12 protein-coding genes and 1 tRNA gene are annotated in these 13461 nt (G+C 62.2%); 8 read left to right on the forward strand and 5 right to left on the reverse strand.

Features of this window, described 5'->3' with window-relative positions; all coding sequences use genetic code 11:
- Positions 1–133 precede the first annotated feature (133 nt).
- Positions 134–1252, reverse strand: coding sequence for a helix-turn-helix transcriptional regulator (locus CQ007_RS07610; protein WP_105644765.1), 1119 nt, complete (start codon positions 1250–1252; stop codon positions 134–136).
- A 280-nt stretch (positions 1253–1532) separates the two neighbouring features.
- On the opposite strand from CQ007_RS07610, the gene CQ007_RS07615 reads away from it, so the two are divergent.
- The 5 genes from CQ007_RS07615 (at position 1533) to CQ007_RS07640 (ending at position 6908) form a co-directional block, all read left to right on the forward strand.
- Entirely contained in the window at positions 1533–2972 is a 1440-nt protein-coding gene (locus CQ007_RS07615; protein WP_105644767.1) for a thioredoxin family protein, read from the forward strand.
- On the forward strand, positions 2969–3508 hold the full coding sequence (locus tag CQ007_RS19295; RefSeq protein WP_305888512.1) for a UGSC family (seleno)protein: 540 nt from the start codon (positions 2969–2971) through the stop codon (positions 3506–3508). Before CQ007_RS07615 ends, CQ007_RS19295 begins: the two co-directional genes overlap by 4 nt.
- Before the next feature lie 49 nt (positions 3509–3557).
- The gene (selA, locus tag CQ007_RS07630) at positions 3558–4943 is read left to right on the forward strand and encodes an L-seryl-tRNA(Sec) selenium transferase (protein WP_105644773.1); all 1386 of its coding nucleotides are present in this window, start codon (positions 3558–3560) and stop codon (positions 4941–4943) included.
- Positions 4940–6799, forward strand: a complete 1860-nt coding sequence (gene selB / locus CQ007_RS07635; RefSeq protein WP_105644775.1) for a selenocysteine-specific translation elongation factor — start codon at positions 4940–4942, stop codon at positions 6797–6799. Before selA ends, selB begins: the two co-directional genes overlap by 4 nt.
- A 14-nt stretch (positions 6800–6813) precedes the next feature.
- A tRNA-Sec gene (locus CQ007_RS07640) sits at positions 6814–6908 on the forward strand.
- An 8-nt stretch (positions 6909–6916) separates the two neighbouring features.
- Here the strand turns inward: CQ007_RS07640 and CQ007_RS07645 are convergent.
- Positions 6917–9169 carry an Orn/Lys/Arg decarboxylase N-terminal domain-containing protein gene (locus tag CQ007_RS07645; RefSeq protein ID WP_105644777.1) on the reverse strand — a complete coding sequence of 751 codons (2253 nt, stop codon included), beginning with the start codon at positions 9167–9169 and terminating at the stop codon, positions 6917–6919.
- 143 nt (positions 9170–9312) lie between these two features.
- On the opposite strand from CQ007_RS07645, the gene CQ007_RS07650 reads away from it, so the two are divergent.
- A complete protein-coding gene (locus CQ007_RS07650; protein ID WP_105644779.1) occupies positions 9313–9744 on the forward strand; it encodes a thioesterase family protein in 432 nt (143 codons plus the stop codon).
- A gap of 288 nt (positions 9745–10032) precedes the next feature.
- Here the strand turns inward: CQ007_RS07650 and CQ007_RS07655 are convergent, their stop codons facing one another.
- Positions 10033–10314 carry a pyrimidine/purine nucleoside phosphorylase gene (locus CQ007_RS07655; protein WP_105644781.1) on the reverse strand — a complete coding sequence of 94 codons (282 nt, stop codon included), beginning with the start codon at positions 10312–10314 and terminating at the stop codon, positions 10033–10035.
- A 128-nt stretch (positions 10315–10442) separates the two neighbouring features.
- On the opposite strand from CQ007_RS07655, the gene CQ007_RS07660 reads away from it, so the two are divergent.
- Entirely contained in the window at positions 10443–11315 is an 873-nt protein-coding gene (locus CQ007_RS07660) for an NAD(P)-dependent oxidoreductase (RefSeq protein ID WP_105644783.1), read from the forward strand.
- Here the strand turns inward: CQ007_RS07660 and CQ007_RS07665 are convergent.
- The gene (locus CQ007_RS07665; protein ID WP_105645250.1) at positions 11299–11640 is read right to left on the reverse strand and encodes a DMT family protein; all 342 of its coding nucleotides are present in this window, start codon (positions 11638–11640) and stop codon (positions 11299–11301) included. The two genes, CQ007_RS07660 and CQ007_RS07665, sit on opposite strands and share 17 nt — an antisense overlap.
- Positions 11641–11722: 82 nt before the next feature.
- Here CQ007_RS07665 and CQ007_RS07670 point away from each other — a divergent pair, with 82 nt between their 5' ends.
- Positions 11723–11974, forward strand: a complete 252-nt coding sequence (locus CQ007_RS07670) for a YkgJ family cysteine cluster protein (protein WP_105645252.1) — start codon at positions 11723–11725, stop codon at positions 11972–11974.
- 74 nt (positions 11975–12048) lie between these two features.
- On the opposite strand, the gene gltA is transcribed toward CQ007_RS07670, so the two are convergent.
- Positions 12049–13323 (reverse strand): citrate synthase, encoded by a 1275-nt coding sequence (gene gltA, locus CQ007_RS07675; protein ID WP_105644784.1) that lies wholly within the window; start codon positions 13321–13323, stop codon positions 12049–12051.
- Positions 13324–13461: the final 138 nt, after the last annotated feature.

Here is a 13461-nt window from a genome sequence, read left to right on the forward strand (position 1 = left end):
GTGCCGGGTGGAAGCGTCGTGGCGGCGGGGTTGGTCATGTACGCGGTGTCCAGGAGAATGCATGGGGCGCAGATGTTATATTATATCTATTGCTTTGCAAATGACTGTGCAGCCAATGCTCATGTCCGGGCTATTACCGTGGCCGCAGCCGGGTGACCAGTTCGCCCTGGCGATTGATGCCCATCTTCTCGTAGATGCTCTTGATCTGGCTGCGAATGGTTGCCACCGAGACCCTTCTGCTATCGGCTATGTCTTCGGGTTTCTGGCCGTTGGCCAGTTGCATGGCAACCTGCGCCTCCGCCTCGGTCAGCAGGAAGGCTGTTTTCAGCGCAGCAATCAGTTGCTGGTCATCCCGGTTGAGTCCGCGTACCAATACCAGTGCCCGGGGAGTGAAGCTGAAGGCGAAGGGCCTGACCGGAAGTGAGATCACATCCACGATGATGGTATCGGGCGTCTGCTCGCCCTGCAGAGAGCGGATGAACAGGCTTTTCATCAGGGGTGGGCCAGGGCGCTGCAGGCCGGCAACCGCTTCCCGGATGGCCTGATCCAGTGCCTGGCTGTCCTGCGATAGCTCGGCTGTCAGGCAGTTGAGTTGCAGTTTGAGAAAGCGCCCATCGCTGAGCAGTGCCTCGGCCTGGGGAGTCATGGCCATGACCTGGCCGATATGGTCACAGGCGAACGCCGCCAGGGACATGGCCTCCATGGTGCCGGTAAGCAGGCTGGCGGTATTGCCCTCGAGCATCATCTGGGTGCGGACAGCGGTGCGCACATGGGGAGCCAGGGAGGCGAAAATCTGTTTCTGGGCGGGCGTGATATGCCCATCCCTGTTGCTGCGCGATACCGCCAGCCCGATCAGGGAATCCGTCCCTGCGATCAAGGTGCTCAGGCAACAGTAGGGAACATCCCGGTGCCTGCTCCACTTGTAATGTTCGTCGGTTCTGATCTGCTCTGGGGTGATGAAATCCGCCTCAGATATCACCCGCCCCGGCCCGGCCGCCATGCCGGCACGTACCCGTGGATTCAGGTCGGGACTGGAGAAGCCCAGCTCATCGAATTCGGCGGCTATCTCCGGATTTATCGTCCAGGTATTGAAAGGTGTAGTGATACCGGTTCCGATACCGATCAACTGGCCGCCTTCCGAGCCTGTGGCCTGGGCGAACAGCTCAAGGGCCTGATACCAGCCATCTCCATTCAACGCCGCATCGGTAAAGCTATCGGCAACGTGAATCCACTGATCATCCGTATCGAGCATTCTTTGTTTTTCTCGGTCAAGCCCAGGCGATAGGCCCTGTAGAGAGCCTGGCTGTGTCGATCATGATAATGCCTCGATAATGGCATTCAGGAAAGAGGGGCGAGCGCCAATATCGTTGTATGGGCTGATCAGTGGCCGTATCAATTTTCGGGTTCTGGGCCTCAACCGCTAATGTTCCACCAATCACCCCGCCCATGATCCCGGCCCGGGTTCGACAACCCGCGCCTGCCTGCTTATCCTGTTCTTTCGATAAGACATAAGACCCGCCAAAGGGCTACCGATGAAGACTGCCTTGCCAGATGGCCTGATCGTTGTGGCCAAAGCTGATTGTCCCACCTGCCGGCTGGCCGAGCCGCTGCTCGCCGAGCTGAGCGCGCAGGCCGGGCCCTTGACGGTCTATGTGCAGGACTCCTCCGAATATGCCGCTGATGTGTCTGGCACCCTCCATGACAGCACTCTGGAACACTCCTACCGCCTGGGTATCGAGTTCGTGCCGACGCTGATCCGCGTCGAGAATGGGATCGAGGTGCAACGCACCTATGGCTGGCACAAGGAAGACTGGCGACAGATCTCCAGGGTGGCGACGCTGGGTGAGGACTTGCCGGTGATGCGCCCGGGTTGTGGGTCGAAGACCCTGGAACCGGGTATTGCCGAGGAGCTGGAGCTGGCTTTCGGTGACGTCCGCCTGCAGTCCCGGGAGATCGACTTTTCCGCCGTCGACGATCCCTTCGAGGCCTGTTTCGATGGGGGTTGGAGCGATGGCCTGCCGGTGGTGCCGCCGACGCCGGTGCGGGTGCTGCGCATGCTCAAGGGTACCCAGCGCAAGCCGGATGAGGTGGTTGGGTTGATGCCGCCGGATCTGGTGCCCTGCACAGTGGAGAAGGTGGCGATCAATGCGGTGCTGGCTGGCTGCAAGCCGGAATACATGCCGGTGCTGCTGGCCGCGCTGGAGGCGGCGCTGACCGATGAGTTCGGTCTGCACGGGCTGATCTGCACGACCATGTTCGGTAGCCCGATGATCATCGTCAATGGTCCGGTGGCAAAGGCCATCGGCATGAATTCGGGCGTCAATGCACTGGGGCAGGGCAATCGCGCCAATGCCACCATTGGCCGGGCGCTGCAGCTGATCATTCGCAATGTCGGCGGTGGTCGCCCCGGCGAGATCGATCGTGCCACCCTGGGTAATCCCGGCAAATACAGTTTCTGCTTCGCCGAAGCCGAGGACAGTGATTGGCTGTCGTTGGCGCAGGTGCGGGGCATCGAGGCTGGACGTTCGGCAGTGACGCTGTTCCCCGGAGAGGGGGTGCAGGGCATCGTCGATCAGAAGTCCCGCGATCCCGACTCCCTGGCGCGTTCCTTTGCCTTGTCGCTGCGCACCGTCGATCACGCCAAGCTGGCCATGGCGGGCGACGCGGTGCTGGTTGTATCGCCCGAGCATGCGCGGGTGTTCATCGAGGCAGGCTGGTCCAAGCAGCGCCTGGGTGAGGAGCTGGACAGGCTGTTGCTGGCGCCGGGCAAGGATCTGGTGGCCGGTGCCGGAGGCATTACCGAGGGTATTCCCGAACGTTTCAAGGATATGCAGGTGCCCAAGTTCCGACCTGGCGGCCTGCTTATCGTCCGGGCCGGCGGTACCGCCGGCCTGTTTTCCGCCATCATTGCCGGCTGGGCTGCGTCCGGCCCGGTCGGCTCGTCTGCGGTAACACGTGAGGTAAACACATGAACGAGAACAGGGTGCTGGACCCGACGGCCGAGCAAGCGCCGGCCCAGCGGGCGCGTCTGCCCCGGCCGACGTCGGTAGAGGGCAGGGTGGTTGGCCTGCTGGATATATCCAAGCCGCGTGGCGATGTCTTCCTCGACCGTATCGAGGAGCAATTGGCTGCCATGGGTATCCAGGTCAAGCGTTACGCCAAGCCGACCTTTACCCGGATCGCCCCGACCGAACTCAAGCAGCGAATGGCCGCCGAGGTCGATCTGCTGGTGGAAGGGCTGGCCGACTGAGGATCTTGCACGTCGTGCTGTATGCATGACATCGCAGATCTGGAGTCTCGCCAGATTCCGGGAGTAGGTGTTGCCTCCAGCGAATTCATCGAGGCAGCGGCGCTGCAGTCGCGGGCGTTGGGCTTTGATCCGGCGATGGTCTTCGTGCCGCATCCGATTCAGGATCGCACCGATGAGGAAATGCGCGCCCTGGCCGATGCCGCGCTGGCGGATATCCTGCGCCTGCTCTGTGCAGAGGAGGGTGACACCAGCGGATGAGCTTGCTGAGGGGTTGCGGCAACCGAGAGAGAACAGGAAAAGGTAATCAATGAAGCAGCCGACAAGCCCGCCGCATCCCCCATCGGTTGACCGCATACTGGCCTGGCCGTTGATGCAGGCACTGGTGGCCAGTCATGGCCGGGTACTGGTGCTCGATTGCCTGCGCGAAGCCCTGGAATTGTGGCGGGCCGGCTCGGTGAGTGACGAAGCAGGCCTTACCCAGGCGGTGCAGCAGCGTGTCGAGCGGATCCTCGCTCCGTCGATGCAGCCGGTGCATAACCTCACCGGCACCGTTCTGCACACCAATCTGGGCCGGGCGCCCCTGCCACCAGAAGCGGTCGAGGCGATGGTTGCCGTGGCGCTGGGTGCGAGCAATCTCGAGTTCGATCTGCAGACCGGACTGCGCGGCGATCGTGACGACCATGTCGAGCAATGGATCTGCCGGCTGACCGGTGCCGAGGCGGCGACTGTGGTCAACAACAACGCCGCAGCGGTGCTGCTGGTGCTCAATGCGCTGGCGCAGCGCCGCGAGGTAGTGGTATCCCGTGGCGAACTGATCGAGATCGGCGGCTCGTTCCGCCTGCCCGATATCATGGCCCGCGCCGGGTGCAGGCTGCGTGAGGTGGGGGCCACCAACCGTACCCACATCCACGATTACGTCGAGGCCATTGGCCCGCGTACCGCGTTACTGCTCAAGGCGCACACCAGCAATTTCAGCATCGAAGGCTTTACCAAGGCTCTGAGCGAGGCGCAGTTGGCGGACATCGCTCATGAGCACGGGTTGCCGCTGGTGGTGGACCTGGGCAGTGGTTCGCTGATCGATATGCAGACGCTGGGCCTGCCCGCCGAACCGGTGGTGCGCCGGGTACTGGAACAGGGGGCGGATATCGTCACCTTCAGCGGCGACAAGCTGCTCGGTGGCCCCCAGGCCGGCATCATTGCCGGTCGGGCGGACCTGGTAGCGCGCATTCGCAAGAGCCCGCTCAAGCGGGCGTTGCGGTGCGACAAGATGACCCTCGCCGCCCTGGAGGCGGTGCTGCGTCTGTATGCCGACCCTGACACCTTGGTGCAGAAGGTCCCGACCCTGCGCTTGCTCACTCGCAGCACCGACGATATCCGCCGTACCGCTGAGGCGCTGGTGCCGGCGTTGGCCACGTGGACTGGTAGCGACTTCAGCACAGATGTATGTGAGGTCAGCAGCCAGATCGGATCCGGTTCGCTGCCGCTGGAGCGGTTGCCCAGCGCGGCCCTGCGACTGCGCAGTAACAGCCCCAACAAGCGTCAGCGTAGCCGCCACCTGCGTGAGCTCGCCGAGCGTTTGCGCCGATTGCCGCAACCCGTGATAGGGCGTATCGCCGATGACAGCCTGCTGCTCGACTGCCGTTGCGTGGAGCACCCGGCAGTGCTGCGAGGGCAGTGGGAAACCGGGCCATGATCATTGCCACCGCTGGACATGTGGATCATGGCAAGACCTCGCTGGTCAGGGCATTGACTGGCATCGACACTGATCAACTGGCCGAGGAGAAACGCCGCGGCCTGACCATCGAGCTGGGGTTTGCCTGGATCGGCACTGAAGCAGGCCAGGCGCTGGGCTTCGTGGATGTACCGGGGCATGAGCGCTTCATCGCCACCATGCTGGCCGGTGTCGCGGCGGTGGATGCGGCGCTGCTGGTGGTGGCGGCGGATGATAGTGTAATGCCGCAAACCCGCGAACACCTGAGCATATTGCGGCTGCTCGGAGTAGAGCGGCTGATCATCGTCTTCAGCCGTTGTGATCTGGTAGAGCCGACCAGGTTGAAGACGGTACAGGTCGAGCTGAGCGAGCTGCTGGTGCAGCAGGGCTGGGCATCACCGCCGATATTCTGCGTATCTGCTGTCACCGGCGAAGGAATACCCGTGCTGCGGGAGTACCTGTTCGGGCTGGCCCGGGATCACCGCCTGAGCGCTGCTGGCGGTCATGCGCGGCTGATGGTGGATCGCCGCTTCAGTGTGCCGGGGGCTGGCTGCGTGGTAACCGGCACCCTGGTCAGCGGCAGTCTGCAGGTAGGTCAGCGCTTGCTGGCCGAAGGACGAGAGCTGCGTGTGCGCAGCCTGCAGATCGCGGGTCGGGAAGCGACGCGGGCGGAGGCTGGGCAACGCTGTGCAGTGAATCTGGCAGGTGCGGTGGATACTCATCCGCGCCGGGGCGACTGGCTGACGGCAGTAGCCTTCGGCGCCTCCGAGCGGCTGGATGTAGAGCTGGTGCAATTGGAGGGCAGTCGCTGGCATCGCGGACTGCTGCAGCTGCATCTGGGCACGGCGGTGCATTCCGTGCGGGTGGTCGTGCTGGAACAAGGGCGGCCGGCGCTGGCTCAGCTGATGCTGGAGCAGCCAGTGCAGGCCGTATGGGGAGAGCGCTTCATCATCCGCGACCCGGCGGCCAATACCACGCTGGGTGGTGGGCGGGTGCTGGACCCGCAGGGCCTGCGGCGTGGGCGTAGCAAGTCGCAGCGCCTGGCGCTGCTGCGCGAGTGGCAGCAGGCAACGACGGTTCAGCAGGCGCTGGTGGCGGCACTGCGATGGCAGCCGGTGGAGCTAAGCGGCTTCGCCCGGCGTTTCAACCTGACCGAAGCCGAATTGACAGCATTGCTCGGTACGGTCAACTGCGAAGTCCTGCGCGGGGCGGAGCAGGCATGGGCGCTGCTGCCAGAGCAAATGGAAACCGCCTGGGCTGTCCTGTTTGAGCGCCTGACGGCCTGGCATGCTGCGCACCCTGAGCAGCTGGGGCCAGGCGAGGGCGAGCTGAGGCTGGCTAGCTGTCTGCAGTTGCCATTGGAGTTGAGCAGTTGCCTGCTGGGCCGCTGGTTGCGCGAAGGTCGACTGCAGCGTCAGGCCTGGGCCTGGTACCTGCCGGGGCACCGGCAGCGATTGCTGGAGGAGGACCAGGCGCTGCTTGCCAGGATCAGCGAGCTATTGCTGAGGGGGGGCCTGCGCCCGCCGATCATTGGCGAACTGAGCCAGGCACTGGAGATCGAACTGGAGCCGCTGCGGGCCTTTCTGCAGCGCATGCAGCGGGCGGGCGAGCTGATTGCGGTCGCGCCGAACCGCTATTATCTGCCATCCCAGGTCGATGGCCTGCTGGCGGTGGCGAAACGGTTGGCGGCGGGCTCCTGCTCTGGTAGTTTCACTGCCGCCGAGTACCGGGATGCGTCCGGTATCGGGCGCAACCTGACCATTCAGGTATTGCACTATCTCGACCGGGCGGGCATGACCCGTTTCGTACGGCAACAACGTTTCCTTACCACTGGCTGACGCCGGTGGACAAGGGAAGGACATCGTCCCCGGTGGGGCGCCCGGACTTCAACTCCGGTGAGATGCGCAACGCGTGTCTGGTGGGTTCGACTCCCATGTCCTTCCGCCATTTACCCGCTATACCAGGCAGTCCACATAGTGGCGGATGCCGCCATCCCTCTGTGTTACGACCCGCAATCCATGGATGTCGCTCTCGAACCCCGGGAACTGCTCATCCAGGCTCCGTGCCACGCACAGGTAGTCAGCGATGGCGGTGCTGTCCGAGGGAAAGCGTTCGCCCGGCATGATCACCGGGATGCCGGGCGGGTAGGGTACCAGCATGACGGCGCTGATGCGGCCCGCCAGTTGTTCGACCGGTACCATTTCCACCTGGCCGCGAACCATCTGCTGGTAGGCATCGGCGGGGCGTACGACGATCTCCGGCAACTCGGTGTAGATCTGCCGTAGTACACGGACCATGTGCTGTTGCATGTAGAAGCGGTGCAGTCGATGACACAGATCCTGCAGGCCCAGGCCGGGGTAGTGACCGCTACGGGCGATCGCCGGCAGGGTCAACTCCAGGGGGGCGTTGCAGTCGTACAGGCGCTTGAACTCCTGCAGCTCCGACACCAGTGCGCTCCATTTGCCCTTGGTGATACCCAGCGAAAACAGGATCAGGAACGAATACAGGCCGGTCTTTTCCACCACCAGCCCGCGTTCAGCCAGAAAGCGGGTGACCACTGCCGCTGGGATGCCGGTGCGGCCGAGGCGGCCCTGCTCTTCGACGCCAGGGGTGAGCAGGGTGACCTTGATCGGGTCGAGCAGTGCGTAGTCCTCTGCCATGTCGCCAAAGCCGTGCCAGGGTGCCTGATGGTCCAGTGTCCAGTCACTGGCCTGCAACTGCTCTGCATCCAGTGCCTGCTCGGGCTCCCAGACGTCGAACCACCATTGGTCCTCATCCAGGCGCTCGGCGGTCTGCTGCATGGCGCGGCGGAAGGAGAGTGCCTCATCGAGCGTTTCCTGAACCAGCGAGCGTCCGGGCTCACCGGCCATCATGCCGGTGGCTACATCGATCGAGGCGATGATGCCGTAGTGTGGCGAGGTCGAGGTGTGCATCATGAAGGATTCATTGAAGCGCTCCACATCGAGCTGCTGTTCGACGCTGTTCTCGGCCAGGATGATCGACGCCTGGGACAACGCTGCCAGTACCTTGTGGGGCGACTGGGTGGCGAATACCAGGGGATGCCTGGCGCGCTCGAAGCCGCGCTTGCTGCCCATGCCGTGGCGCCCGGCATAGAATTCATGGAAGGCGGCGTAGCCATACCAGGCTTCGTCGAAGTGCAGGATATCGACCGCATCTTCCAGTTCATCCTTGATCAGCTCGGCGTTGTAGCACAGGCCGTCATAGGTGGAATTGGTCAGCACCGCCAGCCGGATGCGTGCCTTGCGGCCCTGTAGCAAGGGGTGTTCGGCCAGGCGTTGGCGCAGGTTCTGTGGTGAAAACGAGTCCAGGCTGATCGGGCCGATGATGCCATAGTCATTGCGTGAGCCGGTCAGGTACACCGGTATGGCACCGGTCATGATGATTGAGTGGAGGATCGATTTGTGGCAGTTGCGGTCGACCAGTACCACGTCGTCACGGGTAACGAAGGCATGCCAGATGATCTTGTTCGCGGTGGAGGTGCCGTTGATCACATAGAAGCTGTGGTCGGCACCGAAGGTGCGGGCGGTATTGGTTTCGGCCTCGGCGATCGGGCCGCTGTGATCCAGCAGCGAGCCCAGGCCGGGGACCGATACCGACAGGTCCGAACGCAGGGTGTTTTCCCCGAAGAAGTCATGAAAGGCGCGGCCCACCGGGCTTTTGCGAAAGGCCACGCCACCGCCGTGACCGGGCGAGTGCCAGGAGTAGCTGGCGCGTCCGGTGTAGTCGAGCAACGCCTTGAAGAACGGCGGCAGCAACTGGGAGAGATAGGCGCGCGCGGTACGGGCGATCTGCCCGGCGATGAACGGCATGGTGTCTTCGAAAAGATAGATGATGCCGCGCAGCTGGTGCAGGTCACGCAGGCGGCTCAGCAGCTGGTTATCCAGTGCCTGGGTGGTGCTCAATGCCATGATCGGCAGCTCGGGGGAGCGCGAGTGCGCCGCCAAGAAGAGCTTGCGCACCGGCTCGAGTTCGTGGACCGGGTCGTTCTCGGCGGTGAACAGGATGCAGGATAGACCGCGGTGCGCCTCGGCCACCAGGCGGCCTTCATCCAGCGAGGTGGTGGCGAGCACTTCGAAGCCTTCATGCTGCAGGGCGGCGAACAGTTCGGCCAGTTGCTGGCCGGCGACGTTGCTGCGGCCGGTGTCCGGATTGATGACCAGAATGGGGAAATGCAGATGCTTGAACATGCTGTCTCCTGTGAACGCTCTGCATCACAGTGTTGTGCCGGGTGGCAGGCTTGGCAAGTCCGCACCGGTAAATCGCCGCGGTCTATCACAGGCTCGGCGGTGGTATGCTGCACTCTTTGTTCTGCTTTGCCGGGAGACAGCGTGTGAAATGGGATCTGCAAACCCCCTTTATCGACAATGTGCAGGTGCAGCCGGAGGATATCGACGAGCTGGGGCATGCCAATAATGCCGTCTATGTGCGTTGGCTGGAGCGCTGCGCATGGCGGCATTCCCAGTCGCTAGGCCTGGGTTTGCCCGAGTATCAGCAGCTCAATCGCGCCATGGTGGTGGTACGCCATGAAATCGACTACCTGGCGGCGGCCTATGTCGATGAAGAGTTGCAGATGGCGACCTGGATCGTCAGTTGGGACAGCAAGCTGCGCATGACTCGGCGCTTCCAGCTGGTGCGTCCGAGCGATGGAGTCACTCTGCTGCGGGCTTACACCACCTTTGCCTGTGTCGAACTGAGTAGCGGGCGTCCACGGCGGATGCCGGCGGAGTTCGTCGAGGGGTATGGGCGGGCGATCGTGGCGTAGCTGCGGTATGTCGAGCCCGATCATTGCTGAGTTGCTTGATAGGGTTTGATTGGAGTTTGTTGAGGTACCGAGTAGGGCGGTGATGAGCCGCAACAGTTGCAGAACGCGCACCCCGCCATCCATGGCGCTCGTCTACGGCCGTCCCTGGCCGCAGACGGTTCTGCAACTGTTGCGGCTCATCACCGCCTGCGAGTTTGGAGTGGTGCGCAGTCGTGCAGCCACCGCATCGGGTTTACCGGCTGAGGTGTTGTCGTCGAGCAGGCGCTCGACAACCCGTGACCGGTGAGCTCAGCGATACTCGCACAGGTAGGCGGTATCCTGCGCGACCTGCAGCTGGAAGCGACTGTTGGCCGGCACGGTAAACTGGCTGCCAGCCTTGAAGTCTTCCCAGAACTCGCTGCCGGGAAGTTTGACGGTCAGTTGGCCGCTGATCACGTGCATGATCTCCAGCTGATTGGTGCCGAACTCGTACTCTCCCGGTGCCATGACACCGACGGTGGCCGCGCCTTCGGGCTGGGTGAAGGCGATGGAAGCTACTTTTCCTTCGAAGTACTGGTTGACGTTGAACATGTCGTGACTCCATGGATGCGTGAAAGGGTGCACATTATGCCTGCCGCCGCTTTTGCCAGCCAGCGCCGCGAAGCCTGCTATTATCAGCGATCACGACGATGTGTCTATGCATGAATCAGGAGTATGGAATGGCGAATGTGGCCTTTGTTGGTTTGGGGGTGATGGGTTATCCGATGGCGGGGCATCTGGCCCGTGCCGGGCATGAGGTGACCGTGTACAACCGCACCGCTGAAAAAGCGGCGCAATGGGTAGCGCAATATGGCGGACGTGCCTGTGCCACCCCGGCTGAAGCGGCGCAGGAGCAGGACTTCGTGATGGTCTGCGTTGGCAACGATCAGGACCTGCTGGAAGTGATCGGCGGCTCGCAAGGGGTATTGGCAGGTGCGCGCAGTGGCGCGGTCATCGTCGACCATACCACCGCGTCGGCCGGTGTGGCCCGGCAACTGAGCGAGCTGGCCGCGGCAAGTGGCGTGGGCTTTCTCGATGCGCCGGTGTCGGGTGGTCAGGCGGGTGCCGAGAATGGGCAGTTGACCGTGATGGTCGGTGGTGAGGAAGCGGTATTCGATCTGGCGCGCCCGGTGATCAACAGCTATGCCAGGATGCTCAAGCTGATGGGGCCGATCGGTAGCGGCCAGCTGACCAAGATGGTCAACCAGATCTGCATTGCCGGGCTGGTTCAGGGTTTGTCCGAGGCGCTGCATTTCGCCCAGTGTGCCGGTATTGATGGCGAAGCGGCGGTATCGGTGATCAGCAAGGGCGCGGCGCAGTCCTGGCAGATGGAAAATCGGCACAAGACCATGCTTGCCGGGGAGTTCGATTTCGGCTTTGCGGTCGACTGGATGCGCAAGGATCTGTCAATCGTGCTGGACGAGTCGCGACGCAATGGCGCGCAACTGCCCATTACCGCATTGGTCGACCAGTTCTACGCCGATGTTCAGCAGATGGGTGGTGGACGCTGGGATACTTCAAGTCTGATTGCCAGACTCAAGAGCGGAAAATAAAATACACCGCGCCGAGAAGACACAGGCCGGCCCAGAGATAATCCAGTTTCAATGGCTGATGCAGGAAGAACACCGCAAAGGGTACGAACACGCAGAGCGTGATCACTTCCTGCATTATCTTCAGCTGGGCCACTGACATCTCGGTATAGCCGATACGGTTGGCCGGGACCATCAGCAGATACTCGAACAGTGCGATACCCCAGCTGACCAGCGCGGCGATGATCCACGGCTTGCTGTTCAGGGAACGCAGGTGCCCATACCAGGCGAAGGTCATGAAAATATTCGACAGGCTCAACAGCAAGGCGGTCTGGGCCCAGACGGGTATGTGCATGGTATGGGGCTCGAAAGGTGTGGAAGGTGCCCGTCAGGCGGGCGTAATCAGATTCAGCGGGAATTCTAGCTTCTATATGCAATGTCGAGAAGGCTGTGGCGCCTGTTGTGTGGCGCCCTCGATCACTTCATCCATTCCAGGCATGCCCGGCGGTAAACCGGCGGGTGTGGCCTGTATTCATCTTACGTCGGATCGGCGTTGTGGGATCTTCCATTCGCCGCAGCGGCCCCGCGTCTGCGCCGAGTTCATGGCTGATGAGGAGGTGTGTGGCGGTAGTGCTGAGGAAGCGGTGCGGATACTGAGCTGGTGGGAGCAGGCCACGGCCTGAACGGAGGCCCGGCTGCAATTCGGCCCCACCCGCCAATAAAAAACCCGCCGAAGCGGGTTTTTTTGGGACTGCCCTTACTTGTTCGGGTAGTCGCGCTGGGTGTAGCCGGTATACAGCTGGCGCGGACGGCCGATCTTGTACGGGTTGCTGATCATTTCGTTCCAGTGCGCGATCCATCCCGGGGTGCGGCCGGTGGCGAAGATCACGGTGAACATCTCGGTGGGGATGCCCAGCGCCTTGAGGATGATACCGGAGTAGAAGTCCACGTTCGGATACAGGTTGCGTTCGGCGAAGTAGGGGTCGCTCAGGGCGATCTCTTCCAGCTTCATGGCCAGTTCCAGTTGCGGGTCATTGATGCCCAGCTCACCCAGAACCTCGTCGCAGGTCTGCTTCATGACGCGGGCGCGCGGGTCGAAGTTCTTGTACACGCGGTGGCCGAAGCCCATCAGCTTGAACGGATCGTCCTTGTCCTTGGCCTTGGCGATGAAGCTGTCGATGTTGGACACATCGCCGATCTCATCGAGCATGCGCAGTACGGCTTCGTTGGCACCACCGTGAGCCGGTCCCCACAGGGCGGCGATACCGGCAGCGATACAGGCGAACGGGTTGGCGCCGGAGGAGCCGGCCAGACGGACGGTGGAGGTGGAGGCGTTCTGTTCGTGGTCGGCGTGCAGCACGAAGATGCGATCCATGGCACGGGCCAACACCGGGCTGATCGGTTTGATCTCGGCCGGGGTATTGAACATCATGTGCAGGAAGTTTTCCGAGTAGCTCAGGTCGTTACGCGGATACATCATCGGCTGGCCGGCGGAATACTTGTAGACCATGGCGGCAATGGTCGGCATCTTGGCGATCAGGCGGATGGCCGAGATTTCGCGATGATGGGGGTCGTTGATATCCAGCGAATCGTGGTAGAAGGCGGACAGGGCGCCCACCACGCCACACATGATGGCCATCGGGTGGGCGTCGCGGCGGAAGCCATTGAGGAAGTTCTTCAACTGCTCATGAACCATGGTGTGGTTCTTGATGGTGTTGTCGAACTTCTCTTTCTCCGCTGCGGTGGGCAGTTCACCCTTGAGCAGCAGGAAGCAGGTTTCCAGGAAGTCGGATTTCTCTGCCAGTTGTTCGATCGGATAGCCCCGATGCAGCAATACACCCTTGTCGCCATCAATGTAGGTGATCTTGGATTCGCAGGATGAAGTCGCCATGAAACCGGGGTCGAAGGTGAATACCCCTTCGCTGGTCAGGCCGCGAACGTCGACGACATCCGGCCCCAAGGTGCCCGAATAGACAGGCAGCTCGATGGGGGCAGCGCCCTCGATGATCAACTGCGCTTTTTTGTCAGCCATTGATGGCCTCCTATTTTGCTGTATCGAAAGTGTGACCCCCCACGCAGGGCCCGCATCACTATAAGGTCAAAAACCCGTTTGTCAATTCTACCGATAGAGTTTCTGAATCGTTGCCATTCAAAGGTTTCATTGACAAAA

Source organism: Pseudomonas sp. MYb185 (genome assembly GCF_002979975.1).
Lineage (GTDB): Bacteria > Pseudomonadota > Gammaproteobacteria > Pseudomonadales > Pseudomonadaceae > Halopseudomonas.